This is a genomic window from Bacillus cereus group sp. BceL220, assembly GCF_051776965.1.
In the GTDB taxonomy this organism is placed as follows: domain Bacteria; phylum Bacillota; class Bacilli; order Bacillales; family Bacillaceae_G; genus Bacillus_A; species Bacillus_A cereus.
This window is the reverse complement of sequence record NZ_JBPWBC010000024.1, coordinates 23,511-48,008: the sequence shown is the minus strand read 5'-3', so window position 1 is coordinate 48,008 and position 24,498 is coordinate 23,511. Positions and strand designations below refer to the sequence as shown.

Below are 24,498 nucleotides of genomic sequence, written 5' to 3'. Positions count from 1 at the left end.
AGTGATTGCAGAAGCAGAAGAGCAAGAAGAAGTAGAAGTAATTGCAGAAGCAGAAGAGTCAGAAGAAGTGGAAGTGATTGCAGAAGCGGAAGAGTCAGAAGAAGTAGAAGTGATTGCAGAAGCAGAAGAGCAAGAAGAAGTAGAAGTAATTGCAGAAGCAGAAGAGTCAGAAGAAGTGGAAGTGATTGCAGAAGCGGAAGAGTCAGAAGAAGTAGAAGTAGAAGTAGAAGTAGAAGTAATTACAGAAACAGAAGAGCAAGAAGAAGTGGAAGTGATTGCGGAAACAGAAGAGCAAGAAGAAGTGGAAGTAATTGCGGAAACAGAAGAGCAAGAAGAAGTAGAAGTGATCGCAGAAACAAAAGCGCCTGTAGTAGAGACATTTGTAGCACTTGAGGAAATTCAGCAAGAAGATGAAGTAATTGAACAAAACAGTGAATTCATACATGTAGCTGAGGCTGATGAACAGACAAAGAACGATGTTCAAAGCTTTGCGAATGTTTTAATTGCAGAAACAGAAGAAAATAAACGAGTTGTAGAAGAAGCACCGGTCGTAGAAGAGCAATCAGTTGAAGAAGAAGTGCCGGTCGCAGAAGAACAACCCGTTGTAAAAAAAGAAGAACCAAAACGTGAGAAAAAGCGTCATGTACCATTTAATGTTGTTATGTTGAAACAAGATAGAACACGATTAATGGAAAGACATGCAGCTAGAGCAAATGCAATGCAGCCTTCTGCTAATGTACGAGTAGAGAATAAGCCAGTACAACAAGAGGTAGCAGAACCACAAGTGGAAGAACAACCAATGCAGCAGGTGGTAGTAGAATCACAAGTGGAAGAAAGCCCAGTGCAGCAAGTAGTAGCAGAACCACAAGTGGAAGAACAACCAATGCAGCAAGTAGTAGCAGAACCACAAGTGGAAGAAAGCCCAGTGCAGCAAGTAGTAGCAAAGACACAAGTAGAAGAACAACCAATGCAGCAAGTAGTAGCAGAACCACAAGTGGAAGAGCAATCAATGCAGCAGGTGGTAGTAGAATCACAAGTGGAAGAAAGCCCAGTGCAGCAAGTAGTAGCAGAACCACAAGTGGAAGAACAACCAATGCAGCAAGTAGTAGCAGAACCACAAGTGGAAGAGCAACCAATGCAGCAGGTGGTAGTAGAATCACAAGTGGAAGAAAGCCCAGTGCAGCAAGTAGTAGCAGAACCACAAGTGGAAGAACAACCAATGCAACAAGTAGTGGTAGAGCAAGTACAAAAGTCAATTTCAAGTACAGAACCAAAAGAGAAGGCATATGTTGTAAATCAAAGAGAGAACGATATGCGAAATGTATTGCATACACCACCGACGTATACTGTTCCGCCATTAGCGTTGTTGTCAATTCCACAGCAAACAGCGCTAGATAATACAGAATGGTTAGAAGAGCAGAAAGAATTATTAGATACAACGTTTAATAATTTCCATGTTGGAGCACATGTTATTAATGTATCGCAAGGACCAGCAGTAACTCGTTTTGAAGTGCAACCAGACCCAGGCGTGAAAGTAAATAAAATTACAAATTTAAGTGATGATATTAAGTTAAGTTTAGCTGCGAAAGATATTCGTATTGAAGCGCCGATTCCAGGGAAGAGTGCGATTGGGATTGAAGTTCCAAATAAAGAAAGTAAGCCAGTATTTCTTCGTGAAATTTTAAGAAGTCCTGTATTCACAAAGAGTGAATCACCGCTTACTGTTGCGCTTGGACTTGATATTTCAGGGGATCCAATTGTAACGGATATTCGAAAAATGCCGCACGGACTTATTGCGGGTGCAACGGGTTCAGGTAAAAGTGTGTGTATTAACGCAATTTTAACGAGTATTTTATATAAAGCGAAACCACATGAAGTGAAGTTAATGTTAATTGATCCGAAGATGGTTGAGCTTGCACCATACAATTCTGTTCCGCATCTTGTAGCACCTGTTATTACGGATGTAAAAGCAGCAACAGCTGCATTAAAATGGGCAGTTGAGGAAATGGAACGCCGTTATGAATTGTTTGCACACGCAGGTGCTCGTGATTTAACTCGCTACAATACGATTGTAAGTGAGCGAGAAATTCCAGGAGAGACATTACCTTATATCGTTATTGTCATTGACGAGTTAGCTGATTTAATGATGGTAGCACCGGGTGATGTTGAGGAAGCGATTTGTCGTATTGCGCAAAAAGCACGTGCTTGTGGTATTCATTTATTAGTAGCGACGCAGCGTCCATCTGTAGATGTTATTACAGGTTTAATTAAGTCAAATATTCCAACGCGTATTGCGTTTACTGTATCATCTCAAGTTGATTCACGTACGATTATCGATATTGGGGGCGCGGAGAAATTACTTGGCCGTGGTGATATGTTATTTTTAGGGAACGGTACATCTAAGCCAGTTCGTATACAAGGTGTCTATGTATCGGATGATGAGATTGAAAAAACAGTTGATCATGTGAGAAAGCAAATGAAGCCGAATTACTTATTTAAGCAAGAGGATTTATTAGCGAAAACAGAACAGGCTGAGTCGGAAGATGAATTGTTCTTTGATGCATGTCAATTTGTTGTAGAACAAGGGGGAGCGTCCACATCTTCTGTACAGCGAAAATTCCGCATCGGTTATAATCGCGCGGCACGTCTCATTGAAGAGATGGAATCGCAAGGAATTATTTCTGAAGGTAGAGGAACGAAACCGAGAGATGTCCTTATTTCTGAGGATGAATTTGCCGCTATGCAGGAAACAAATGTATAGTAAACGGTTTTGCTGTATACTAAGAGAAAATGTTGGATAGTAAAGTAGGGAGTAAAGCGACATGAAAGAAATTGAATTAAAATTAAAAGGTGAAATAAATAGACTAACAAATAAAACATTTAAATTTGACGAACGTGTTGGAGAAGGTTGGTTCTCTGCCGTTTACTTTTTAAAGACTAGAGAAATCATCGAAGAATTTCGCCCGAAAAGTGTTGTAACGATGCAATTTTTCCAAAAGGAAAATGCAGTTCTTTGCGGAACGGATGAAGTAATTGCATTGCTACAAACATTCGCTAAAAATCCTGAGGAACTTGAGATTAACTCTTTAAAAGATGGCGATAAAATTAGTCCATTTGAAACAGTGTTAACAATTCATGGTCCTTATGAGAATTTCGGATTTTTAGAAGGTGTTATTGATGGGATTTTAGCTCGTCGTACATCGGTTGCAACAAACGTATATAATGTTGTTCAAGCTGCACGTAGTGTAGATAAAGAAAAACCAGTTATTTTCATGGGAGATCGTGACGATCATTATACACAACAAGCTGGTGACGGTTATGCAGCATACATCGGAGGTATGAGCGCACAAGCGACGCATGCGATGAATGAATGGTGGGGCAGAAGTGGTATGGGAACAATGCCTCACGCATTAATTCAAATGTTTAATGGTGATGTTGTAGAAGCGGCAAAAGCATATCATAAGAAATTCCCAGAAGATGAATTAGTTGTACTAATTGATTACAATAATGATGTTATTACAGATGCACTTCGTGTAGCGCGTGAGTTTGGATCAACATTAAAAGGTGTGCGTGTAGATACGTCTCGCACAATGATTGATCAATACTTTATTCGCCACCCAGAAGTACTTGGAACATTCGATCCACGTGGTGTAAACCCATCGCTCGTATTTGCACTTCGCAAGGCGCTTGATGAAGAAGGATTCCAGCATGTAGACATCGTTGTAACTGGTGGATTTGATGAAAAACGTATTCGTGAATTTGAAGCTCAAAAGGTACCTGTTGACATATACGGGGTAGGAAGTAGCTTGTTAAAAATGAATATTGGCTTTACTGGTGATAATGTAGAATTAAATGGGAAACCAGAAGCAAAAGCTGGTCGTAAATATCGTCCAAACCCACGTTTAGAGCGTGTTCAATTAGAAAAAAGAGAAGATATGTAAAAGAGAGAAAAACTGATAGGTGATTGACCCTATCAGTTTTTCTGTTATCATAGTATAGCGGCTTCTTTTTTGCTATAATGGACTTGTTATGGACATATAAAGAAGTACGTACGAGTTTATCCTGATAAGTGAAGGGAAAGAATAACTTCACTACATCAAAAATGTATGATGATTACCAAAATAAGAAAAGATTCATATACTGTCTTATAGATAGGCCGTTGTATTAGTTCGAAATGTTGGAGGTTCTTTAAGATGACAGTTTACCATTTTGTAGGAATTAAAGGAACAGGAATGAGTTCATTAGCGCAAATTCTTCATGATATGAAGCATACTGTTCAAGGGTCTGATTATGAAAAGCGTTTCTTTACACAAACAGCGTTGGAAAAGCGTAGTATCTCGATCCTTCCTTTTGATAAGAATAATGTAGAAGAAGGACAAGTGATTATTGCAGGAAATGCATTTCCTGATACGCATGAAGAAATCGTAGCAGCAAAAGAATTAAACATCCCAGTCCATCGTTACCATCATTTCTTAGGTGACCTGATGAGCCAATACACAAGTGTTGCTGTAACTGGTGCACACGGAAAAACATCAACAACAGGTTTGTTAGCCCATGTAATGCAAGGTGCACACCCGACATCTTACCTTATTGGAGATGGAACAGGGCATGGGGTAGAAAATAGTAAGTATTTTGTATTTGAAGCTTGTGAGTATCGTCGTCATTTCTTGTCTTACAATCCAGACTATGCAATTATGACGAATATTGATTTTGATCATCCAGATTATTTTGCAGACATCAATGATGTATTCAGTGCATTCCAAGAGATGGCATTGCAAGTGAAAAAAGGCATTATTGCATGTGGAGATGATGAAGAACTTCAAAAAATTCAAGCGAAAGTACCTGTTATTTTCTATGGATTTGGAGAAGATAATGATTTCCAAGCACGTAACATTCAAAAGAGAACAGATGGCACGATATTCGATGTATTCGTTCGTAATACGTACTATGACACGTTCAAAATTACAGGATACGGCAACCATAGCGTATTAAATGCATTAGCAGTAATCGCGCTTTGTCATTATGAAAACGTTGATGTAGAAGCAGTAAAACATCAATTAACAACTTTTGAAGGCGTAAAACGTCGCTTTAATGAAAAGCCGATGGGAGAGCAAGTAATCATCGATGACTACGCACACCATCCGACAGAAATTAATGCAACGATTGAAGCTGCTCGTCAAAAACATCCAGAGCGTGAAGTTGTCGCTGTATTCCAGCCACATACATTCTCACGTACAGAAAAGTTCTTAGATGAGTTCGCAGAAAGCTTAAGCAAAGCTGACCAAGTATACTTATGTGATATTTTCGGATCAGCACGTGAAAACAAAGGTGAATTAACAATCGAAGATCTGCAAAAGCGTATTGACGGTGCAGAATTAATTACAGATACAACAACGGATGTATTAAAGAAACATAAAAACGGCGTTCTAATTTTCATGGGCGCAGGTGACATCCAAAAATTCGAAGCAGCTTACGTAAAAGAAGTTCAAGTTGCAGAGAAATAATAGAAAAGACGCATAGCGGTGGCTGTGCGTCTTTTTTGTTGTGTTCAACTTTTATTTATGTATTGACCTAGAGCTAACTCTAGGTTGTAAGATGAAAATGTAAAAACAAGGGGGAGAGAACATGTATAAAATCGGTGAAGTAGCAGAATTAACAGGGATGGGCATTCACACTTTGCGCTACTATGAGAAATTAGGTTTATTACCACCACCAACGCGATATAGTGGTATTCGTCAATATACAGAAGGCGATGTACGTTTATTAAAATTTTTATATTCATTAAAACAAACTGGGATGTCATTAGAAGAGATGGCTGAGTTTGCAAGTGATGGGTGCATTATAGAGGAAATTAGGCAGAAGAAAGAGGAAGTACCAGCGAAAGTAAAAAAGAGAATTTCCATTTTAACAACGCACTTGGAGCGATTAAAAGAACAGCAGGAACAATTGCAAAAAGTTGTTCAGCTAACGGAGGAGAAGTTAGAAATTTATTACGGTTTTCTAGAAGAAAAGGACTTGGAGGCCGGCAATGAAAAATAAAGTATATACGCAGTTATTAGGTTTTGCGATATTTACTGGTGGGACATTTAATGCGTCGAAATATGCGGTGCAGTATTTCGACGTAATTCATATAGCAGCATGGCGTTTTGGGATTGCTGCATTTGTGATGTTATGTTTGTTAAAAATACGAAAAGATTTTGATTTGAAAGTATGGATGCAGAATAGGACCTATTATCTTTTGCTAGGTATTGTTGGTGTATTCGGCTTTAACTTTTTTTTCTTTTTAGGAATGAAATATACAGAAGCTGTTAATGGTGCACTTATTATGGCGACAAATCCTCTCGTTACGACGCTGTTAGCAAGTGTCATTTTACGAGAGAAAATTGTGAAGCGCCAAGCTATTGGAATGTTACTTGCACTAATTGGCGTTGTTTTTGTACTTACACAAGGTTCGTTTACAATACTACAACATTTATCATTTTCAAAAGGGGATTTTTATATTTTATTAGGGAATATTTGCTGGGCGTTATACGGCGTGCTAGGCAGACGGTTTATTAAAACTGGTAATTCAATACAAACGACGACATATACGATGACTATTGGTGCACTTGCCTTTATTATCATATCTTCTACACAAAAAAGTATAGTACCAGTTTTAGAAATTCCTTTGTTGGCATGGGGAGCAATTCTCTTTATGGCAATTGGAATGAGTGTGCTTGGTTACTTATGGTGGAATAATGGAATTGCTCAAATTGGTGCAGCAAGGACATCATTATTTTTTAATCTAGTGCCTGTTGTTACAATACTTATTTCTTTTATTGAAGGATTCAATATAACATCTGCACAATCTGTAGGAATGATATTAGTTATTACGGGAGTATCGTATTCTTCTGGTTTTATACAAAGAAAATCAAAAGAAAGTGTTAATATTTAACTTTTTACACCTAAAAATGTTAGAATAATAAGAAAACTAAAAAGGGGACTAAAAAGCATGTTCACACTCCGAGTAGATGACGAAATCGAACTACAATTACTAGAAAAACATCATAAAGAGGAATTATATCAATTATTAGATCAAAACCGTAATCATTTACGAAAATGGCTCCCTTGGGTAGATGGGACAAAATCTGCTGATGCTTATGATGAGATTTTTCCGATGTGGTTAAAGAAATTTGCAGAGGGAGACGGTTTTGAAAGTGGTATACGTTACAAAGGAAAGCTCGTTGGGATGGTAGGTATTCATCCAGTGAGCTGGGGGAAGAAAGCCGCGAGTCTTGGGTATTACCTTGCAGAAGATACTGGAGGAAAAGGCGTTATGACGCGTAGCGTGAAGGCTGTGCTTCAATATGCATTTGAGTATTTAAAATTAAATAAAATGGAAATCCGATGCGGTGTTGAAAATGTGAAAAGTCGCGCTATTCCAGAGCGTTTAGGGTTTAAGTTAGATGGTATTTTACGAGATGAAGAATGGTTATATGATCATTTCCATGATGTCGCTGTATATAGTTTATTAGCTTCAGAGTGGAAAGAAATTCGATGAACGAGAAAATTCGTATTGTTCCGTATGAAAGTACGTTTCAAGAGGAAGTAGTAGATCTTATCGTTCATATTCAGCAAAAAGAGTATAATGTTCCCATTACGAAAGAAGAGCAACCTGATTTACTTGAAATAGAAACATTCTATCAAAAGGATCACGGAAACTTTTGGGTAGCAATTTATGATGGTAAAGTAGTTGGAACAGTAGCTTTATTAGATATTGAGAATCATCAAGTAGCGCTAAGAAAAATGTTCGTACAAAAAGAGTTTCGTGGAAAAGAATGGGGCGCATCACATATGTTGCTTCAAACAGCAATTTCATGGGCTGAGGATAAAAAATTGAAAGATATTTACTTAGGAACAACAGTAAAATTTTTAGCGGCACATCGTTTTTATGAAAAGAATGGTTTTCAAAGTGTGAGTATAGATCAGTTGCCGAAAAATTTTCCAGTGTTACAGGTAGATAAGAAATTTTATAGGTACATTGTGTAAAAGGTCATTTAGAAATGGCCTTTTTCTATGAACTAAAATGGAAATAGTGGTATAATTTGGATTAGGGGGTGTAGGTATGAACTTTCCAATTCAAAGAAGTAAGTCAGTAGTCATTTTTGTTTGTCTTACGTTAGCTTTTATGTGTATATATCCAATTGTCATGCTTTTCACTAATAAAGCGCATTGGATATCGGCGTTGATTGGGATGGGTTTATGCTTCATTGTAAATGTACCACTTGTTTGGGAAGTATTTATTAAAAAACATAAAGTAGAAAATGGCGTATTAAAGTACGGTGTTTTAAATGACGATATTGTATTGAAAGAGATAAGAATAATTCGTCAAGTTAGGAAATCGCTTGAAATTACGACGAATGCATATAAAGTACATATAATTGCGATGCCGCAAAATATGAATGAATTTTTGGCGCTTATCGAGAAAGAAAATCCGCATGTGAAAATAGAAATGGTAGGTAAGAAATGAAATATGTAAAACCTTTGTTTTGTTTGGAAATTTTGCTTGTGTTTGCTATTTGCACTAGAGTATATATGAAATGGGATCTGCCCTTATATGAACCAATATTAATAGGTACTATCGCAGTGGCGCTTTTATATTATTTTCATTTTCAGCAAACAAAAAGTAAGAACAGTAGATCGATATAGGGTGAGGATAATAAAAAACGCTCGGATATAATTCCGAGCGTTTTTTATTATTTTAAGTTCTCTGGGTTTAAAGCTTCTAGTTCAGGTACAACGAAGCGTCCGTCTTTACGGATTAGTACGTCGTCGAAGTAAATTTCACCGCCGCCGTATTCAGGGCGTTGGATGCATACTAAGTCCCAATGGATGTTTGAGTTGTTACCATTCCATGCATCGTCGTAAGCTTGTCCAGGAGTGAAGTGGAAGCTGCCATCGATTTTTTCATCGAATAGGATGTCTCCCATTGGATGTAAGATGTATGGGTTTACGCCAATTGCGAATTCACCAACGTAGCGTGCGCCTTCGTCTGTATCGAAGATTTTGTTAATGCGTTCTGAATCGTTTGCAGTTGCTTCAACGATTTGGCCGTTCTCGAACTTAAGTTGTACATTTTCAAATGTATAACCGTTGTAAGGAGATGGTGTGTTGTAAGAAACTGTACCGTTAACAGAGTCACGAACTGGTGCAGAGTATACTTCACCATCTGGAATGTTTAAATGACCTGAGCATTTAATTGCTGGAATGTCTTTAATAGAGAATGTTAAGTCAGTTCCAGGACCAGTTAAACGAACTTTATCTGTTTTATTCATTAATGTAACAAGGCTATCCATCGCCTTATCCATTTTACCGTAGTCTAAGTTACATACTTCAAAGTAGAAGTCTTCGAAAGCTTCTGTACTCATTTTAGCAAGCTGTGCCATAGAAGCATTTGGATAGCGAAGAACAACCCAGCGTGTTTTTGGAACGCGAATGTCTCTATGAACTTTTTTGCCAACTGTTTGGCCATGAACTTTCATACGCTCACTTGGAACGTCAGCTTGTTCATTAATATTATCGCCAGAGCGAAGACCGATATAAGCGTCCATGTCTTTCATTACGCTTGCTTCATATGCAGCGATTTGTTCGAAATGTTCTTCAGTAGCACCCATTAATAAAGAGCGATCTACTTGATGATCTTTTAAAGAGACGAATGGGAAACCACCAGCTGCATATGCTTCTTTTACAAGTGCAGTTACAAGTTCTTTTTGTAAGCCAAAGTTTTCAATTAATACTTTTTCACCTTTTTGTAAGCGGATAGAGTAGTTAATTAAATTGTATGCTAACTTTTCAATACGTGGATCTTTCATATGTAAAGCCTCCCTACTAATTATGTATCCTCTCCTATTGTAACCTACTTAGTGGAATTTGTTGAATGATTTATGTTACAGTTAACGAATAAGTATGAAAATTCTAATGATGAGATAGGGATTAGAATGAAACGGAAAATGATTGTATAATAGGGGAAAGTATGAAAAAGATAAAGGAAGTGATGAAATGCAAGTTCTTTTATATGTAAGTGCGGCTATTATCGCGGTTGCTTTCGCAGTATTAGTAGTGTATGTATGCAGAACGTTGTTATCGGTTCAGAAGACGTTAGAAAACGTTGCAAGCACGTTAGAAGGTTTAGAAAAACAAATGCAAGGAATTAGCGTAGAGACAGAGCAATTATTACATAAAACGAATGCGTTAGCTGATGATATTCAACAGAAGTCACAGTCATTAAATAAAGTGGTAGCGGGTGTAGATGGGATTGGAACGACAATCCAATCTTTAAATACGAAGCTTCGTAATGTATCAGACTCTGTAACGGACGAAATTGAAAATAACGCTGATAAAGTAGCGCAAGTTGTACAGTGGAGCAGTGCGGCGATTGAAGTATACAATCATTACCGTGCGTCGAGACAAGAGAAGAAGGTTGAAAAAGAAGAGCGTAAATTAGAAAGAATTGAGAAAAACGCTGAAAAGAAAGAGAAGCGCTCTAGATTTCGTATGAGAGGTGAATCGTGATGAATATGACAAAGCTTGAAACAATTGAAGAGCTTGAAGTCTTAGTAGAAAAGAATGAGCCGTATGTTCTTTTTAAACATAGTACGACATGCCCGATTAGTCACGGTGCATACACAGAATTTCAAGCGTATTGCAGTGAAGAAAGAGAAGTGCCAGCGTATTACTTATACGTACAAGATGCAAGAGATGTGTCAAATCGTGTTGCAGAACAATACAGTATTAGACATGAATCACCGCAAGTATTATACATAAAAGATGGTATGGTAGTATGGAATACATCTCATTGGAATATTAAAAAAGATGCTTTAGAAGAGAATATAAAGTAAAAAGAAGCAAGCTAAAGGTGCTTGCTTCTTTTTTTTGTTTTTGTTGAAATATATTTAATGGTACACTATTAATAGTTCAAACTAAATAACTAGATTGTTGAAAGTAGGTTTTAAGTAATGAAGAAAATGGCATTATCCTTCGCAGTCGTAAGTTTATTACTGGGAGCTTGTAGTAACAATAGTAATACGATTAGTAAGAAGGATGAAGTTATACAAAAAGATACAAAAGAAAAAAGTATGATTCCGAGAACTGCTGTTTCTAAAGATTATTATAGAACTGTTATTCCTTTAAAAGAACAAAAGGTTATTAATACAGCTAATATAAAAACAAATTCTAAATTAGATTTAGCAGAGTATGAAAATGGTTTAATAAATATTGCAACGCAGCAATTTGATACAGAGAGCCACGTACTGCAATTAAATCAGTATATTCCAGAGAAACTAGTTGATGAACTAGTTGCGAAAGTAGAAGCGCCAGTTTTGACGAATATTATAGAACAAGACTATTTCGGAAAACAGAATTCAAATGAATTAAGTTTATCTGGTGTTATGATTGGCTTAGCTATGTCTTCAAGTGTATCGAATGAAGAAGCTATGTCTAAAGGGTCTGAAGTTGCTAAACAACTTATTGAAGCTATTAACAAAAATGATAAATATAACAAATCTCCAATTACGTTTGCTATCTTTAAGCAAGAAAGTACAAGTTCTTTAAAAAATGGTACGTATATTGCTAGTGCTACTGTTCAAAAGAATGATACGAACCTTGGAAATTGGAGTACAATTGATGAAAAGTCGTATTCATATCCTTCTGATGAATTTACACAAGCACATGGAGAAGATAATACAAAAATAACTAACTTTGCTAAGGAAATAAAAGGTTTTTCTACTGGAGATTTTATTCCAGTCAACGCAAAAGTTTCTTATAAGAAAGATCAAATGGATACATTAAATATGAATATTGTTATTAAATATAACGGTAAAACAGAATTAATGGCTCTTACCCAATTGGCTGCGCAAGGTATGTTGGACAAATTGCCTAAAGATGCGAAAGTACAATTACAGATCAAGTCCGAGAGTAAAATTGAGGCCGTTATTATAAAAGAGAAAAACAGTGATAAACCGTTTGTTTCCTTCTTGTAAAAAAGACAGTATGTAAACTGTCTTTTTTTTTATTTTAAATGAAAATATACAATGTTTTTTGATGATAATTCATTGCTGTATATCGTGTGACAATCGTATATGTATCAACTATAATAAGTTATCTTAAAAAAGTAATATATAGGAATTTGAAAAATGTGGCTTTTTTATGGCATCACAACAATTAGGTCATTTACGTTCTGAAATTGATTAACTTAATTTACAAATATTAGAGTTATTAAACGAAAGAGGTCGTCTCGTACAAGAAGTTGGTACTTTAAAAGAAGTATAAGGTGTGAAACGTTTTGATCCTGTACGTGAAAGAAATATGCTGGATTTAATTGTAGAGAATAATAATGGTCCATTTGAAACTTCGACTTTACAATATATTTTCAAACAAATTTTTCAAGTTGGTTTAGAGTTACAAGAAGAGGATCATCGTAAAGCACTACTTGTGTCTTGTAAGAAAAAATAGAAGATACGATTGTTGAAATTAATGCGTGGTGGTGCTTTCAAGCCACATACTTCACCGTATGATTTTCAAGGTCTTGGATTAGCAGGATTACAAATTTTACGCCAAGTAGCAGATAAATATGATTTGGCTGTTATTAGTGAAATTTTAAATCCAAATGATATTGAGATGTCATTAGATTACGTTGATGTTATTCAAATTGGCACTCACAATATGCAAAACTTTGATTTGCTAAGGGCAGCTGGTGCTGTAAATAAACCAGTATTATTAAAACGTGGTCTATCAGCAACGATTGAAGAATTCATTAATGCGGCAGAATATATTATGGCAAAGGGAAATGGGAACATTATTTTATGTGAACGAGGTATTCGCACGTATGAAAGAGTGACGCGTAAGACGCTTGATATTTCCGCTGTACCGATTTTAAAGAAAGGAACACATTTACCTGTTGTTGTCGATGTAACGCATTCTACAGGGCGACGTGACCTTCTCTTATCAACTGCAAAAGCAGCGATGGCAATTGGTGCAGACGCAATTATGGCTGAAGTACATCCAAATCCCGCTGTAGCTTTATCAGATGAGGCGCAGCAAATGAATATTCCGCAGTTCAATGATTTTATGAATGAATTAAAATCATTTGGAAGTAAATTATAAAAGCTTTTAATGAGCTGTTCCAATAAGGCGTTTTGGGGCATCTGTATAGAGACTGTCATTGTCGATTTTTGTTGGTAAGTTGATATATTTAAAAAATCGCTGATATAATTAGAGTTGTGGTAGATATATTTGGAAAATCGCTGATATATTTCGAGTTACGGTTCATATATTCGAAAAATCGTCGATATAAATTTCATTTACTATCGTACTGCTTAAAATAAGATTTCTACTTAGGAAACATCTATTTTTTTACAAAAAATGCTCTTTTTTCATAAAAAATACGAAAATACGAGAAAAGAAGCGAATTTTTTCGAAACTTTTGCGGGAAAATATTGTATGAGCCTGCGTTTTTATCGTATCATTAGTAAAAGGAAGAACTCGGGACGATTGGTGGCATCTGCAAATAGAGTTGATGTCTTTTTTTCATTCAAGTAACCGATACATAAAAATAGATAACAAAAATAGAAGGAGTGTGCGATGAGATGAACGTAACAATCTATGATGTAGCGCGCGAAGCGAACGTTTCAATGGCTACCGTATCACGCGTTGTGAACGGTAACCCAAATGTAAAGCCTACAACAAGAAAGAAAGTATTAGAAGCAATTGATCGTTTAGGGTACCGCCCAAATGCGGTAGCACGTGGACTAGCAAGTAAGAAGACAACTACAGTAGGTGTTATTATTCCTGATATCTCAAATACGTTTTATGCAGAACTTGCACGTGGAATTGAAGATATCGCAACAATGTACAAATATAACATCATTTTAAGTAACTCTGACCAAAACAAAGAGAAAGAGTTCCATTTATTAAATACGATGCTTGGAAAGCAAGTGGACGGAATTGTTTTCATGGGTGAAGATATTACAGACATTCACATTGAAGAATTTAAAAAATCTCCAGTACCAATTGTATTAGCAGCGTCATTCGATGAGCAAAATGAAACGCCATCAGTAAATATTGATTATACACAAGCAGCTTACGATGCAATGAAGCACTTTATTGAGCAAGGACATAAGCGTATCGGTTTCGTCTCTGGTCCATTCATTGATAAAGCGGGAAGCGCGAAAAAGTTACAAGGTTATAAAAAAGCTTTAGAAGAAGAAGGTATTTCATATGATGAAAATCTTGTAATCGATGGAGATTACACATATGACTCAGGTATCGAAGCATTCGAAAAGCTTTGGAGCAATGATGAAAAGCCAACAGCAATCTTCGTATCGTCTGATGAAATGGCACTAGGTGTAATCCACGCAGCACAAGACGCTGGATTAAACGTACCAACTGACGTAGAAGTACTTGGTTTCGATAATACACGCCTTGCATTAATGGTTCGTCCGCAACTTTCAACAGTTGTACAACCGATGTATGATATCGGTGCAGTAGCAATGCGTCTATTAACAAAGTATATGAACAAAGAAAAGGTAGAAGATCACACTGTTATCTTACCTCACCGTATCCAATTTAGAGATTCAACGAAGTAAGTATAAAAAAGCTCACAGCGATTGCTGTGAGCTTTTATTCATATTCAGGATAATATTTTTCAATTACTGTATCTACAGTTTCATTTTTCTTAACGTGTAAAAATCTTGCGTACAATTCTTTTCCAGTTTCAAATGGCGTATCGTCTAATTCAAACACATGTAACACTTTTCGGAACGTCCATGTGATTTGCTCATCATACATATTATCGTATGTGTGCTCCGATTGTATAGCTATATTTTCACCTAGTTCATGAGCTTCTTCTAAACTGTTTGCTTTAACAAGAATAATACTTTCTTCAAAAAGTGTATCGTGATTCTCTTCATAATGCTCATCAATTTTCGTAGGATCAGGCTCACCAGCATGAACAGACTCAAACAATAATTTTACAGCGTACACATTATGCTGCATGTTTCACTTTATAAATAATACTTGCGACAAGCGAAGCAGGTATTGTAAATACGTTACTTTGATAATGGTAATGCACTTGGGATTCTTCATAAGACATGTTGTCATATAGTTCGTTTTGTGAGACATTCATTTTTTTCTGTTTTTCTTTGAGCATTTTAATGTAGTTGTACTGTATTGGGACGAGAATGATGAAATAAGCTAATACGATTAGTGAAATCCAAATCATTATGAACACTCCCTTACAAAGAATATTTGTATATGGTAATTATATCAATTTATATGAAAAATATCCATATTTTCCCAGCGGTCAATTTCTTTTCCAAAATGCAAAAAGTTCTTCAGCGCTTCGTAAATTATGTTCAAGGCATGTTTGGGCAGTGCGTTTTAAAACTTTGTATTAACTGTTCTAATCTAGAAGGATTATATTGTTTCACATGGCCAGTAATAATGGTTTCATCTTTGTCTAAGTCAATTGTAATTTAATCGAATCGCTCTACTTGTTTAAAATATCCTACAATATCATCTTCCAATTGAAATTCTCCCTAGTTTATAGCTTATTTAGAAGATTTCTCTATAAATTGTATGATTCCTTGTTATATGTCACATAAGTGCAAATTTACCTATTATAGGGCAATGTCATGTATAATAGAAAGAAAAGGCTTGTGAGGGGGGAGAAGAGATGATCGTTCTTTGGATAATTACGCTTTGTATGACTGCTATTTTTGCATATATGACGTTAAAACAAAATGGCTTAAAGCGATTTGTTCCAGGAAGTATTCTTGCAGGAATTGCCCTTATCACGTATGTAATTTCTATTTTTATTGAAAGTGTATCAGTAGATATGAGCACAAGTTTAATGTTTATTGGTATTACACTATTTGCAGGTAGCATTATGGTACTTATGGTTGCTGGTATTATTTTATTTATTCATATGAATTCGGAAACGTTATAGCATATAGAAAAGGCATGTCCCGAGGGACATGCCTTTTTATCCGTTCAATTATGCTCTATCTTTAGAAGAGTTTTGCTGTTTTAGTAAGTCGCGAATTTCGCCAAGAAGTTCTTCTTCTTTTGTTGGTTCTGGAAGTTCTTCCTCTTTTTCTTCTTCTCTTTTAGATGTTAGTTTGTTGAAAACTTTAACAAACATAAAGATAGCAGCTGCAATAATTAAGAAATCAAAAATAGTTTGGATGAAGTTACCATACATAATAGATGATTTACCGAATGTAATTTTTAAATCTGTAAAGTCAACGCCACCTAATACCATACCAAGTAATGGTGTGATGATATCTTTTACTAAAGAACTAACGATTTTACCAAATGCAGCACCGATTACAACCCCGACAGCTAAATCGATTACATTACCTTTGAATGCGAATTTTTTAAACTCGTTCCACATGTGTTAATCCCATCCTTTCCACGATTCATTATGAAATTTATAATTCCTATCAACATATTCTATAGAAATTTACGAGAGAAATAAAGAGGAAATGGGAATGAAAGTAAATTCTGAAAAATGTATCCGTTTTAATTTTTGTTTACATCATCTAGTAAAGATTGTAGCATTTGCTGCGTTTTTAATCCTTCTAATCCATCTACAACAGGCTTTGTATCGCCTTGTACACACTCAATAAAATGATGAACAGCATCTTCAAAACCACGTTGTTTTAACGTCGTATCCCATGATGGGGAACCACTTTGTGAAACTGAGTTTTCCTGTTCAATTTCAAATGTATTCATATTTTTTACGCGAATGATTTTCCCTGGCGTTACAAGTTCAATTTGTTCTAAATTTGTACCGGCATGGCGATGCATTGCAGTAGAAAGTAACAGTCCACTTGGAGTTGTATATGTATGATGTCCGTAAAGAAGTTCATTCTTTTCATTGATTTGCATCATATTGTGGACGGCGTTAAGGTCATCATTAGCTAACCAGCGAGCAGTATCTACAATGTGTAAATAATCATCTAACATAGTGAAGTCGTACGTATATGGCCCGACTTTATTTGTACGATGCTTTTCAATTCGAATCCATGAAATATCATTAGCCTGTTCTTTGGCAGCGACATACATAGGAACGAATCTGCGATTAAATCCGACCATTAATTTTCGGTTATACTTCTCGCTCAACTCGACTAGTTGCTCAGCTTGTTCCACTGTAGCTGCTAGCGGCTTATCAACATAAACGTCGATCCCTTTTTTCAGAAGTTCAGAAACGATTTCATAATGTGATGCAGTTGAACTATGCACGAAGATTGCATCGCATTCCGAAGCTAACATTTCAATAGAATGAAAGTCTTGAATCCGGTATTGCTGGCAAACTTGTTTTCTTTTCTCCTCGTTAGGTGTAAACGCCCCTACAAAATTCCAATCTGTTTCTTTTGTAAGTGTTGGAAGATAGGCCTTTTGCGCAATACTTCCAAGTCCAATCATCCCAATTTTAGGTTTGTTCATTTTTATTCCCACCCTATTAATATTAATGTAACGGCTTAAATGTAGCATAGGGTGGGGGAGGAAGGCAAAAATTAGCTTTTTACTTACGTCCTTCTAACAAAATCTTCTCTATCTCTTCAAAGTGATGAGCGCGAGCATGCTCTAACGGGGTAACACCATCATGGTCTGGAATATTTACATCTGCACCGTGCTCAATAAGAAGGCGAATGACTTGTTGCTGTGTTTCGTTTCCGTTATTTAGTACGATGGCTTCCATTAAAGCTGTCCATCCGAGGTTATTTACATGATTTACATCAATATTTGTTCGAGTGAGGAGTTCTTTTATAACTTCAATATAGCCATGTTCTGAGGCTGGGATAAGAGCTGTTCCACCGTAACGATTTGTAATCGTAGGATCTGCACCAGCATCAATTGTTAGCTTTAAAATGTCTAAGTAACCTTCCGCACCGGCGTATAGAAAGGGATTGTTTTTCATGTCATCTTGGATGTTTACGTCAGCACCAGATTCGATAAGCATTTTTGCGGTTTTTACATCATTTTTGTATGTTGCAATCATAAGCGGAGTGCGTCCTTGATTATCCGTCGCATTTATATTTGAGCCTTGTTTTAGTAAAGATATAATAGTATTCGTTTCATTTTTTTCAGTAGCTGCTAGTAGTGCAGTCTCCATGTTTATCATCTCCTTTTTTACTTCTTGTTCTTGCGAGCATCCTTGTAAAAAAATTACGCAACATATCATACTGAATGTTTTTTTGAACATGGAATTTCAACCTCCTAATTTCAACTGTAAAATAGGAACATTAAATTTTTATAAACTGACGCTAAAATTACTATAAAATCGCTTGAGTATTTGAACATATATTTTTATGCTTATGAATATGAAGGATGGGTAAAGTGAGGATGTAAATGATGTCTATTAAAACAAGGTTTTTATTTTCTTATATTGCTGTAATTCTCGTTTCTATTACACTCATATTAGTCGCGGGATTTTTAATTGTTTTTTCGATAACAGGTGACTTGGAAGCAGTGAAAAATTTCTATAAAAGTTCTTACATTCAAAAGCCGCTTACACCAGAAGAAGAGAATGCCTATCTTGAATTAAAATTAGCGGCAAAGCAACATCAATCTCAATTATTAGATGAATCGTTCGTTTCATCAATTGAAAAAGAAGGCGTGAAAATAATTGTAAGAAAGGGAGAAAACATTTCTTATGCTACAAAGGGTTTTGAAAGTTCGACTTTAACAGAAGCCCTTCCGAAATTTGAAGCAGCAAATATTAATAGTCGTGGTACAACGGAACTAGGTGATACATTTTATCGATATGTAAAATTTGATTTTTATTTTGCAGAGAAAGAAGAAGGGAGTATATTTGTACTAAAAAAGCAAAGTTCATTTGTAGATCTTACACAAAAATTATTTCCAATCTTATTCGTATCGCTTTTACTATTAGCTATTTTACTTATTGGGTTATTAAGTTATCTCGTTTCAAGAAGTGTAATAAAACCAATTTTTGTATTGAAAGGCGCAACAGAGAAAATTAAAGAAGGAAATTTAGATTTTCAAATGCCAGTTACATCGCACGATGAAATAGGTCAATTAAATCAAGGATTTGAGGAAATGAGGAAGAAGTTAAAAGAATCGATTGAAGTACAAACGCAGTATGAAGAAAATCGAAAAGAACTTATTTCAAACATATCGCATGATTTAAAAACACCGATTACATCTATTATCGGATATGTAGAAGGAATAAAAGACGGGGTAGCAAATACGCCAGAAAAAATGGATAAGTATTTAACGACAATTCACACGAAGGCAAAACATATGGACACACTCATTGATGAACTCTTTTTGTTTTCGAAGCTCGATTTGAATCGAGTTCCATTCCAATTTGAGACAGTTGAATTAAATACGTTTATGCAAGAATTAATAGAAGAGATGCAGATGGATTTAAGTGAAGAAGGTATAGAAGTTAACTTACAATTACATTCATCGCCATTATATGTAACGGCTGATTGCGAAAAGATAAATAGAGTTATATCAAATTTAATTCATAATAGTGTGAAGTACATGGATAAAGAAGAGAAGAAAATTACTGTAACAGTATCGAGTGATAACAATAAAGTTATTGTGAAAGTGATGGACAATGGATCAGGTATAGAATCTGATACGCTACCGTATATCTTTGAACGTTTTTATCGTGCAGAACAATCGCGAAATTCTAGCACAGGTGGAAGTGGACTTGGTTTAGCAATAGCGAAGCAAATTGTTGAAGAACATGGCGGGGAAATTTGGGCGGAAAGCGAGCTTGGTAAAGGCACAAGCATTTTCTTCTCATTGGAAAAAGTAGAGGAATGTGGTGAGTAAATTGAAAAGAATTTTACTAATAGAAGATGAAGTAAGTATTGCAGAATTACAGCGAGATTATTTAGAAATTAATGATTTCCAAGTTGATGTAGAGCATTCAGGAGAAACAGGTTTACAAATAGCCCTGCAAGAAGAATATGATTTAATTATTTTAGATATTATGCTCCCGAAAATGAACGGATTCGAAATTTGTAAACAAATACGTGCTGTAAAAGATATTCCGATTCTACTTGTTTCAGCAAAAAAAGAAGATATAGATAAAATTCGCGGACTCGGATTAGGAGCGGATGATTATATAACGAAACCGTTTAGCCCAAGCGAATTAGTCGCAAGAGTAAAAGCTCATATTGCTCGTTATGAAAGATTATCAGGAAATGTAAGTAAGCAACGTGATACGTTATATATTCACGGAATTTCTATCGATCAACGAGCGAGGAAAGTTTTTATAAACAATGAAGAAGTGGCATTTACAACGAAGGAATTTGATTTATTAACATTCTTTGTCACACATCCAAACCAAGTATTAAATAAAGAACAGTTATTTGAACGCATTTGGGGATTAGATTCCGCTGGTGATTTAGCCACTGTTGTCGTCCACATTAGAAAGCTACGTGAAAAAATTGAAAGAGATCCTGCCCACCCACAATATATTGAAACAGTATGGGGAGCTGGTTATCGTTTTAATGTGTAGGGAACCTGCCGAGTAATTGGCAGGTTTTTTTGTATGTTATTCGAATGAAAAGGAAGGAATAGGTAATTTATGTTAAAATGTAAAGAGAAACAAAACAGAGGAGAGCATGAGGGGCGTGCTATATGTTGGGGGATATATTAAAAGATAATAAATCAAACAAGGCTTTAAAGATTGGAACTAATATCGTACTTATCTTATTGATTATTGGTGCAATACAAATGTTTTATGATGAAGATTCTACGAATGATCATTTTGGTTGGTTCTTTTTTGCGATCTTTTGGGTAATTAAAAGCATTTCTAGCTCTAAGGTAAGTTTAAAAGATAGAGATAAAAATTCGGTATTACTTGATGTGGGTTTAGTTGTTATTTCTTGTATTTTTTTAGTTGTTTTTAGTGTGAAATATTTCTTTTGAAAAAAGCTCATAGTCTTATAGAGGCTGTGAGCTTTTTGTTCGAAAATTAGCTTGCGACCTTAACATACTATTTTAGAGTTCCTTGTTGCAATGATTTATAAAATGTTTGAGTAGTAGAAGTAAACTGAGTAGCCTCTTCTAAAAAAGGATAATGGTTGCTGTTTTCAAATGGAATGAAGATAGAATTACGTATCCCATCATGCATCTTGATAGAATACTGAATTGGGCACTGTACATCATATCTTCCGCATATAATAAGTGTCTTTGTTTGGATGGAAGGTAAATACTCTCTTAAATCAAATGAAGGATATTCATTGACGAAAGCATTCATCCGGCTAACGGACATTGTTTTTTTGATTGGTTTACAAAAATAAGAGTTGTAGTTTTCTGGTTTATACAATGATAATTTTGTTCTCTTAGTAGATAGTTCTTTCCGTTCTTCACTTGTAAGGTGAGGGCTTTTTAAGTTTTCGATGAGCTCTTGCATATAATGAAATTGTGAATGTTCGGGATGATAAATGCAAAATGGTGTTTCGGTATAGTTACTTGCTGCAGCTCCTACTACGACTAATGATTGTAAGGAATTTGGATATGTAATCGCATATAAAAGGCCAAGCATACCACCTGTTGAATGACCAGCGAAATGCCATGTTGGAAGTTGTAATGCTTCTCGTATTGCTTCTAAGTCGTGGATTGTTTCAATCATGCTTAATTCGTTTTCTGAATGGGCGGTTACAGAGCGACCAGTATCTCGTAAATTAATGAGAAATACACGATGCGTAGCAGTAAAAACATCCGCAAAGTAATCACCAGTTTCATTAAATTGTGAATAGTGATGTGTAATACAAAGCGATTCGCCATCTCCTTTTGTAAAGAGTTCAAATGTACCACGTTTCGTGTGGATCATTTGTCGTTTCCACATAATATCACGACCTTTTCTCATAAAAGTTGGGCCAGGCTGTTATGAAATGAAAATATATCGGCGCATCTCGAAATATATCAGCGATTATTAAAATATATCGACTTACCGACAGAAACCGACAATAAATAAAAGGAGGCTATTCAAAAACGAGCCTCCTTTTCGTTTAGTACAAAGATTTTGTCATATTATTCCGAATAATTTCAAGGGATTTCGCTACAGTTAATGCATTTTTTTCTTCAATTTCTGGTTTACGGGGGATAGGTTTATACATGTTGTCTGGATCTTCCCATGTGAGGGGAAGTTCTGTTTCTGCTTGTCCTTTCCAAGCTTCAATCCATTCTGGAGGGAGATAACCTGAGATGTTTTGGATGTTGTTCATTTCGAGCCAAATGAGCGCCCATGCTCTTGGTACGACGCGCCAATGGTCATAGCCGCCACCGCCGACAGCGATCCAGCGACCGTCGCAATATTCATTAGCAATTTCACGAGCGAGTTTCGGTATTTCGCGGTAAATATTCATGGTCGCACAAAGGTGTGTAAGTGGGTCGTAGTAATGTGCATCAGCACCATTTTGCGTTAAAATAATATCCGGTTTAAAGTATGCTGCAACTTCTTTTACAACAGTTCGATATGATTCTAAGAACGATTCATCTTCTGTAAAAGCATCGAGTGGAACGTTAAAAGAATAACTATAACCATTACCTTGTCCGCGTTCGTTTACAGCGCCAGTTCCAGGGAATAAATAGCGACCAGTTTCATGTAATGAAATGGTGCATACGTTAGGGTCATCATAAAATGACCACTGTACACCATCACCGTGATGAGCGTCTGTATCAATATATAGGACGCGTAAACCGTATTTCTTCTGAATATACTTCATTGCGATAGAACTGTCGTTATAAATACAAAAGCCAGATGCTTTACCACGGAAGCCATGATGTAAGCCGCCTCCTAAGTTAAGCGCGTGTTTTACTTTTCCGGAAAGAACAGCATCGACAGCTGTTAATGTACCACCAACGAGCAATGCGCTTGCTTCGTGCATATTTGGAAACATCGGTGTATCTTCTGTTCCAAGTCCATATGTCATCGCAATTGATTTTTCTAAATTTCCTTCTCCAGCACGTTTTACCGCATTTATGTACTCCTCTGTATGAACGTAGGCAATCTCTTCATCTGTAGCCATCCGTGGTGAGATGATTTGAGAGGGAGAGATGAAACCGCCCTTTTGTAATAAATCATACGTAAGTGTGACGCGCAGTTGGTTAAAAGGATGATTAGGGCTAAATGAATAGCCCCGAAAGTCATCCGAATAAATAAACGCGCTACTCATGCTTGCATCCCCATGATGTTCGGCCATAATACGCGATAGCCTTCTGCTTCAAGTGCATCAATCACTTTTAGAGGATTCATCGTTTGAATGCGGAAAACAAGTACTTTATCATTCTCGTCTTTTGCTGGATAGACGAGAACGCTCACGATATTTATTTGTAAATCACTAAAAATAGCAACGACTTTTCCAAGAATACCAGGTTCGTTTTTTACTTGAATTTCAATTTGTGAACTCGGTTGATGTGCCCCTGTTAATTTCACTAACGTGTGCAGTACTGTAGATTCTGAGATGATACCAACTAACTTACCAGCCTTTGTAACAGGAAGGCAGCCAATTTTATTTTCAAAAAATAAAGTAGCAATTTCCTCAACGAAATCGAGAGGGTGGCAAGTCATTACAGGATGTTTCATAATAAGTTCAAGCGGTTGCTGTAGCATATCGAGTGAAACTTGTTCATCTAGAATAGACGGACTTGCATCTCTTACATCCCGATCAGAAATAATGCCTACGACGTGATTATTTTGATCGACAATTGGAATGTGCCGAATGCCTTTCGTGCGAATCGTTCGGATTGCTGTTTCGATTGTATCGTTTGGATGTAGTGTAACTACATTTTGATTCATAATTTCTTCTACAATCATTCCAGTTGCCCCCTTTATTAATACATAAAACGATTGTGAAAACGTAGACGATCAAAAGCTTGAATAGAATCCGTATCAACGCGTTTACCGATGCGGACCATTAAACAGTTGGCGGGATGTGAACAAATTTCAGGATCGTCTGTAGCCATCCATTGTAACCCGCCGGCATTCATCATCTTTTCCATTACTTTTCGGTATTCCCACACATTCAATCCTGTTTGTTTCAAATCCCAGTGCCAATAATATTCAGTCGTCAATATAATGTAATCTTCCATATAATCGTCCATCATAGAAACCTCTAGTAAGTTCTTTCCGACAGAACTCCCGCGGAAGGCTGGGACTACTTCTATTGCCCCAAGCTCAATTAAGTTTTCCATTTTTCCTTCTGACCATCGTTCAAGTGGATCAGGATATAAATATGTAACATATCCAACAATCATTTGGTCATGTCTAGCGATAATGAGTCGAGCTTCTGGTAATTTAGAAATTTCGACAATTGCTTTATATTGCTGTTCAGCAGGACGAAATGCAACTAAATCTGGATGAAATTCATACATTTCAAGATTATGTGTAGAGACAGGACCTTCAATAATTAAAGTGCCTTTCGCTGTTTTTAAGTTTCTAGCATTGTATATTTTTTTATGAATCAATGT

Annotated in this window: 27 protein-coding genes and 1 pseudogene; 18 read left to right on the top strand and 10 right to left on the bottom strand. The window is 36.1% G+C overall.

Annotated elements, in window-relative coordinates:
- The 9 genes from ACS2FK_RS28850 to ACS2FK_RS28810 all read left to right on the top strand — a co-directional run.
- On the top strand, window positions 1-2,761 hold a 2,761-nt coding region (locus tag ACS2FK_RS28850), incomplete at its 5' end, for a DNA translocase FtsK (protein ID WP_438899934.1).
- 61 nt (window positions 2,762-2,822) lie between these two features.
- Window positions 2,823-3,941 (top strand): nicotinate phosphoribosyltransferase, encoded by a 1,119-nt coding sequence (locus tag ACS2FK_RS28845; protein ID WP_000658372.1) that lies wholly within the window; start codon window positions 2,823-2,825, stop codon window positions 3,939-3,941.
- Between the two features lie 252 nt (window positions 3,942-4,193).
- Entirely contained in the window at window positions 4,194-5,504 is a 1,311-nt protein-coding gene (gene murC / locus ACS2FK_RS28840; protein WP_000219469.1) for a UDP-N-acetylmuramate--L-alanine ligase, read from the top strand.
- Window positions 5,505-5,625: 121 nt separating this feature from the next.
- Window positions 5,626-6,039 (top strand): MerR family transcriptional regulator, encoded by a 414-nt coding sequence (locus ACS2FK_RS28835; RefSeq protein WP_000276605.1) that lies wholly within the window; start codon window positions 5,626-5,628, stop codon window positions 6,037-6,039.
- A complete protein-coding gene (locus tag ACS2FK_RS28830; RefSeq protein WP_063548792.1) occupies window positions 6,029-6,934 on the top strand; it encodes a DMT family transporter in 906 nt (301 codons plus the stop codon). Before ACS2FK_RS28835 ends, ACS2FK_RS28830 begins: the two co-directional genes overlap by 11 nt.
- A gap of 57 nt (window positions 6,935-6,991) precedes the next feature.
- A complete protein-coding gene (locus ACS2FK_RS28825; protein ID WP_000494680.1) occupies window positions 6,992-7,540 on the top strand; it encodes a GNAT family N-acetyltransferase in 549 nt (182 codons plus the stop codon).
- Window positions 7,537-8,028 carry a GNAT family N-acetyltransferase gene (locus tag ACS2FK_RS28820; RefSeq protein ID WP_001003161.1) on the top strand — a complete coding sequence of 164 codons (492 nt, stop codon included), beginning with the start codon at window positions 7,537-7,539 and terminating at the stop codon, window positions 8,026-8,028. The genes ACS2FK_RS28825 and ACS2FK_RS28820 overlap by 4 nt, the downstream gene beginning before the upstream one ends.
- Before the next feature lie 76 nt (window positions 8,029-8,104).
- Entirely contained in the window at window positions 8,105-8,509 is a 405-nt protein-coding gene (locus tag ACS2FK_RS28815; RefSeq protein WP_063548790.1) for a PH domain-containing protein, read from the top strand.
- On the top strand, window positions 8,506-8,688 hold the full coding sequence (locus ACS2FK_RS28810; RefSeq protein ID WP_023523191.1) for a hypothetical protein: 183 nt from the start codon (window positions 8,506-8,508) through the stop codon (window positions 8,686-8,688). The genes ACS2FK_RS28815 and ACS2FK_RS28810 overlap by 4 nt, the downstream gene beginning before the upstream one ends.
- A gap of 47 nt (window positions 8,689-8,735) precedes the next feature.
- On the opposite strand, the gene ACS2FK_RS28805 is transcribed toward ACS2FK_RS28810, so the two are convergent.
- The gene (locus ACS2FK_RS28805; protein ID WP_000654729.1) at window positions 8,736-9,851 is read right to left on the bottom strand and encodes an aminopeptidase; all 1,116 of its coding nucleotides are present in this window, start codon (window positions 9,849-9,851) and stop codon (window positions 8,736-8,738) included.
- Window positions 9,852-10,038: 187 nt separating this feature from the next.
- Between ACS2FK_RS28805 and ACS2FK_RS28800 the strand changes: the two genes are divergently transcribed.
- The 5 genes and pseudogenes from ACS2FK_RS28800 (at window position 10,039) to ccpA (ending at window position 14,621) form a co-directional block, all read left to right on the top strand.
- Entirely contained in the window at window positions 10,039-10,551 is a 513-nt protein-coding gene (locus ACS2FK_RS28800; protein WP_001197721.1) for a DUF948 domain-containing protein, read from the top strand.
- Complete coding sequence (ytxJ, locus tag ACS2FK_RS28795) at window positions 10,551-10,877, top strand: bacillithiol system redox-active protein YtxJ (protein WP_001057469.1); 327 nt, start codon at window positions 10,551-10,553, stop codon at window positions 10,875-10,877. Before ACS2FK_RS28800 ends, ytxJ begins: the two co-directional genes overlap by 1 nt.
- 117 nt (window positions 10,878-10,994) lie before the next feature.
- A complete protein-coding gene (locus ACS2FK_RS28790) occupies window positions 10,995-12,017 on the top strand; it encodes a CamS family sex pheromone protein (protein ID WP_000738029.1) in 1,023 nt (340 codons plus the stop codon).
- Between the two features lie 223 nt (window positions 12,018-12,240).
- A pseudogene (locus ACS2FK_RS28785) lies at window positions 12,241-13,140 on the top strand (bifunctional 3-deoxy-7-phosphoheptulonate synthase/chorismate mutase).
- 482 nt (window positions 13,141-13,622) lie between these two features.
- On the top strand, window positions 13,623-14,621 hold the full coding sequence (ccpA, locus tag ACS2FK_RS28780; protein ID WP_001103303.1) for a catabolite control protein A: 999 nt from the start codon (window positions 13,623-13,625) through the stop codon (window positions 14,619-14,621).
- A 34-nt stretch (window positions 14,622-14,655) separates the two neighbouring features.
- Here ccpA and ACS2FK_RS28775 read toward each other — a convergent pair whose 3' ends face one another.
- Window positions 14,656-15,018, bottom strand: coding sequence for a DUF4288 domain-containing protein (locus tag ACS2FK_RS28775; protein ID WP_003271799.1), 363 nt, complete (start codon window positions 15,016-15,018; stop codon window positions 14,656-14,658).
- Window position 15,019: 1 nt separating this feature from the next.
- Entirely contained in the window at window positions 15,020-15,256 is a 237-nt protein-coding gene (locus tag ACS2FK_RS28770; protein WP_000637899.1) for a DUF3949 domain-containing protein, read from the bottom strand.
- Between the two features lie 453 nt (window positions 15,257-15,709).
- Between ACS2FK_RS28770 and ACS2FK_RS28765 the strand changes: the two genes are divergently transcribed.
- Entirely contained in the window at window positions 15,710-15,982 is a 273-nt protein-coding gene (locus tag ACS2FK_RS28765; RefSeq protein ID WP_000636589.1) for a DUF3917 domain-containing protein, read from the top strand.
- 48 nt (window positions 15,983-16,030) lie between these two features.
- Here the strand turns inward: ACS2FK_RS28765 and mscL are convergent, their stop codons facing one another.
- The 3 genes from mscL to ACS2FK_RS28750 all read right to left on the bottom strand — a co-directional run bounded on the left by mscL (window position 16,031) and on the right by ACS2FK_RS28750 (window position 18,244).
- On the bottom strand, window positions 16,031-16,429 hold the full coding sequence (mscL, locus tag ACS2FK_RS28760) for a large-conductance mechanosensitive channel protein MscL (protein WP_000267003.1): 399 nt from the start codon (window positions 16,427-16,429) through the stop codon (window positions 16,031-16,033).
- 128 nt (window positions 16,430-16,557) lie between these two features.
- Window positions 16,558-17,484 carry a Gfo/Idh/MocA family protein gene (locus ACS2FK_RS28755; protein WP_063548786.1) on the bottom strand — a complete coding sequence of 309 codons (927 nt, stop codon included), beginning with the start codon at window positions 17,482-17,484 and terminating at the stop codon, window positions 16,558-16,560.
- A gap of 79 nt (window positions 17,485-17,563) precedes the next feature.
- The gene (locus ACS2FK_RS28750; protein WP_063548784.1) at window positions 17,564-18,244 is read right to left on the bottom strand and encodes an ankyrin repeat domain-containing protein; all 681 of its coding nucleotides are present in this window, start codon (window positions 18,242-18,244) and stop codon (window positions 17,564-17,566) included.
- A gap of 149 nt (window positions 18,245-18,393) precedes the next feature.
- On the opposite strand from ACS2FK_RS28750, the gene ACS2FK_RS28745 reads away from it, so the two are divergent.
- The 3 genes from ACS2FK_RS28745 to ACS2FK_RS28735 all read left to right on the top strand — a co-directional run bounded on the left by ACS2FK_RS28745 (window position 18,394) and on the right by ACS2FK_RS28735 (window position 20,952).
- Window positions 18,394-19,848, top strand: coding sequence for a HAMP domain-containing sensor histidine kinase (locus tag ACS2FK_RS28745; protein ID WP_000023857.1), 1,455 nt, complete (start codon window positions 18,394-18,396; stop codon window positions 19,846-19,848).
- Window position 19,849: 1 nt separating this feature from the next.
- Window positions 19,850-20,539, top strand: a complete 690-nt coding sequence (locus tag ACS2FK_RS28740; RefSeq protein WP_003271808.1) for a response regulator transcription factor — start codon at window positions 19,850-19,852, stop codon at window positions 20,537-20,539.
- A 122-nt stretch (window positions 20,540-20,661) separates the two neighbouring features.
- Window positions 20,662-20,952: a hypothetical protein gene (locus ACS2FK_RS28735; RefSeq protein WP_063548782.1), complete on the top strand. Its 291-nt coding sequence runs from the start codon at window positions 20,662-20,664 to the stop codon at window positions 20,950-20,952.
- A 67-nt stretch (window positions 20,953-21,019) separates the two neighbouring features.
- On the opposite strand, the gene ACS2FK_RS28730 is transcribed toward ACS2FK_RS28735, so the two are convergent.
- From ACS2FK_RS28730 to acuA, 4 genes are all read right to left on the bottom strand, one after another.
- Entirely contained in the window at window positions 21,020-21,895 is an 876-nt protein-coding gene (locus ACS2FK_RS28730; protein WP_003271811.1) for an alpha/beta fold hydrolase, read from the bottom strand.
- 142 nt (window positions 21,896-22,037) lie between these two features.
- A complete protein-coding gene (gene acuC / locus ACS2FK_RS28725; RefSeq protein ID WP_080469885.1) occupies window positions 22,038-23,204 on the bottom strand; it encodes an acetoin utilization protein AcuC in 1,167 nt (388 codons plus the stop codon).
- Window positions 23,201-23,845, bottom strand: a complete 645-nt coding sequence (locus ACS2FK_RS28720) for an acetoin utilization AcuB family protein (protein WP_000634583.1) — start codon at window positions 23,843-23,845, stop codon at window positions 23,201-23,203. Before ACS2FK_RS28720 ends, acuC begins: the two co-directional genes overlap by 4 nt.
- A 17-nt stretch (window positions 23,846-23,862) precedes the next feature.
- Entirely contained in the window at window positions 23,863-24,495 is a 633-nt protein-coding gene (gene acuA, locus ACS2FK_RS28715) for an acetoin utilization protein acetyltransferase AcuA (protein ID WP_000581393.1), read from the bottom strand.
- Window positions 24,496-24,498 lie beyond the last annotated feature (3 nt).

Excerpts from the sequence above, each read along its gene's own strand:
- ACS2FK_RS28845 (WP_000658372.1), top strand. The coding sequence starts at position 2,823 with ATGAAAGAAATTGAATTAAAATTAAAAGGTGAAATAAATAGACTAACA.
- murC (WP_000219469.1), top strand. The coding sequence starts at position 4,194 with ATGACAGTTTACCATTTTGTAGGAATTAAAGGAACAGGAATGAGTTCA.
- ACS2FK_RS28835 (WP_000276605.1), top strand. The coding sequence starts at position 5,626 with ATGTATAAAATCGGTGAAGTAGCAGAATTAACAGGGATGGGCATTCAC.
- ACS2FK_RS28830 (WP_063548792.1), top strand. The coding sequence starts at position 6,029 with ATGAAAAATAAAGTATATACGCAGTTATTAGGTTTTGCGATATTTACT.
- ACS2FK_RS28825 (WP_000494680.1), top strand. The coding sequence starts at position 6,992 with ATGTTCACACTCCGAGTAGATGACGAAATCGAACTACAATTACTAGAA.
- ACS2FK_RS28820 (WP_001003161.1), top strand. The coding sequence starts at position 7,537 with ATGAACGAGAAAATTCGTATTGTTCCGTATGAAAGTACGTTTCAAGAG.
- ACS2FK_RS28815 (WP_063548790.1), top strand. The coding sequence starts at position 8,105 with ATGAACTTTCCAATTCAAAGAAGTAAGTCAGTAGTCATTTTTGTTTGT.
- ACS2FK_RS28810 (WP_023523191.1), top strand. The coding sequence starts at position 8,506 with ATGAAATATGTAAAACCTTTGTTTTGTTTGGAAATTTTGCTTGTGTTT.
- ACS2FK_RS28805 (WP_000654729.1), bottom strand. The coding sequence starts at position 9,851 with ATGAAAGATCCACGTATTGAAAAGTTAGCATACAATTTAATTAACTAC.
- ACS2FK_RS28800 (WP_001197721.1), top strand. The coding sequence starts at position 10,039 with ATGCAAGTTCTTTTATATGTAAGTGCGGCTATTATCGCGGTTGCTTTC.
- ytxJ (WP_001057469.1), top strand. The coding sequence starts at position 10,551 with ATGAATATGACAAAGCTTGAAACAATTGAAGAGCTTGAAGTCTTAGTA.
- ACS2FK_RS28790 (WP_000738029.1), top strand. The coding sequence starts at position 10,995 with ATGAAGAAAATGGCATTATCCTTCGCAGTCGTAAGTTTATTACTGGGA.
- ccpA (WP_001103303.1), top strand. The coding sequence starts at position 13,623 with ATGAACGTAACAATCTATGATGTAGCGCGCGAAGCGAACGTTTCAATG.
- ACS2FK_RS28770 (WP_000637899.1), bottom strand. The coding sequence starts at position 15,256 with ATGATTTGGATTTCACTAATCGTATTAGCTTATTTCATCATTCTCGTC.
- ACS2FK_RS28765 (WP_000636589.1), top strand. The coding sequence starts at position 15,710 with ATGATCGTTCTTTGGATAATTACGCTTTGTATGACTGCTATTTTTGCA.
- mscL (WP_000267003.1), bottom strand. The coding sequence starts at position 16,429 with ATGTGGAACGAGTTTAAAAAATTCGCATTCAAAGGTAATGTAATCGAT.
- ACS2FK_RS28755 (WP_063548786.1), bottom strand. The coding sequence starts at position 17,484 with ATGAACAAACCTAAAATTGGGATGATTGGACTTGGAAGTATTGCGCAA.
- ACS2FK_RS28750 (WP_063548784.1), bottom strand. The coding sequence starts at position 18,244 with ATGTTCAAAAAAACATTCAGTATGATATGTTGCGTAATTTTTTTACAA.
- ACS2FK_RS28745 (WP_000023857.1), top strand. The coding sequence starts at position 18,394 with ATGTCTATTAAAACAAGGTTTTTATTTTCTTATATTGCTGTAATTCTC.
- ACS2FK_RS28735 (WP_063548782.1), top strand. The coding sequence starts at position 20,662 with ATGTTGGGGGATATATTAAAAGATAATAAATCAAACAAGGCTTTAAAG.
- ACS2FK_RS28730 (WP_003271811.1), bottom strand. The coding sequence starts at position 21,895 with ATGAGAAAAGGTCGTGATATTATGTGGAAACGACAAATGATCCACACG.
- acuC (WP_080469885.1), bottom strand. The coding sequence starts at position 23,204 with ATGAGTAGCGCGTTTATTTATTCGGATGACTTTCGGGGCTATTCATTT.
- ACS2FK_RS28720 (WP_000634583.1), bottom strand. The coding sequence starts at position 23,845 with ATGATTGTAGAAGAAATTATGAATCAAAATGTAGTTACACTACATCCA.